Genomic DNA, 941 nt, shown 5'->3' on the forward strand with positions numbered 1-941 from the left:
ATATAGGCGGTGTCCTGACGGAACGGAACCGTCTGATACAACGACGCCGCACCCGGCTCCGGACGCGGATCACGCGCCGTCGGAGTCAGGTCACGCACCCGCTCCACCACCTGACGCAGATGCTCCGGCGTCGTACCGCAGCAGCCGCCGACCAGGGACAGGCCGTACTCCCGTACGAAGGTCTCCTGCGCGTCGGCCAGTTCCGGGGCGGTGAGCGGGTAGTGGGCGCCGTCCTTGCCGAGGACGGGGAGGCCAGCGTTCGGCATGCAGGACAGGGGGATGCGAGAGTGCCGGGACAGGTAGCGGAGATGTTCGCTCATCTCGGTGGGGCCGGTGGCGCAGTTGAGGCCGATCATGTCGATGCCCAGCGGCTCCAGCGCGGTCAGCGCCGCGCCGATCTCCGAACCCAGCAGCATCGTCCCGGTCGTCTCGACGGTCACCGAGACGATCAGCGGGCGGTCCTCGCCCAGGGCGTCGAGGGCGCGGCGGGCGCCCAGGACGGCGGCCTTGGTCTGGAGCAGGTCCTGCGTGGTCTCGACGAGAAGCGCGTCGGCGCCGCCCGCGATCATGCCCTCGGCGTTCTGCTGGTAGGCGTCGCGCAGCACCTTGTACGGGGCATGTCCCAGCGTCGGCAGTTTGGTACCCGGCCCCATCGAGCCCAGCACCCAGCGCTGCTGCCCGGTCGAGGCGGTGAACTCGTCGGCCACCTCGCGGGCGATGCGGGCGCCCGACTCGGACAGTTCGTACACGCGGTCGGCGATGTCGTACTCGCCGAGGGCGGCGTGGTTGGCGCCGAAGGTGTTGGTCTCGACGCAGTCGACGCCCACGGCGAAGTACGCCTCGTGGACGGAGCGCACGATGTCGGGGCGGGTCAGGTTCAGGATCTCGTTGCAGCCCTCGAGGTTCTCGAAGTCCTCCAGCGTGGGGTCCTGCGCCTGGAG

General features: G+C 69.9%; 1 protein-coding gene. It reads right to left on the reverse strand.

Annotated elements, in window-relative coordinates; translation table 11 throughout:
* The coding region (locus AC5P09_RS51955) for a homocysteine S-methyltransferase family protein (RefSeq protein ID WP_493880631.1) at positions 1–941 on the reverse strand (941 nt) is incomplete at both ends.

The sequence above is a fragment of the Streptomyces sp. a15 genome (assembly GCF_059026085.1).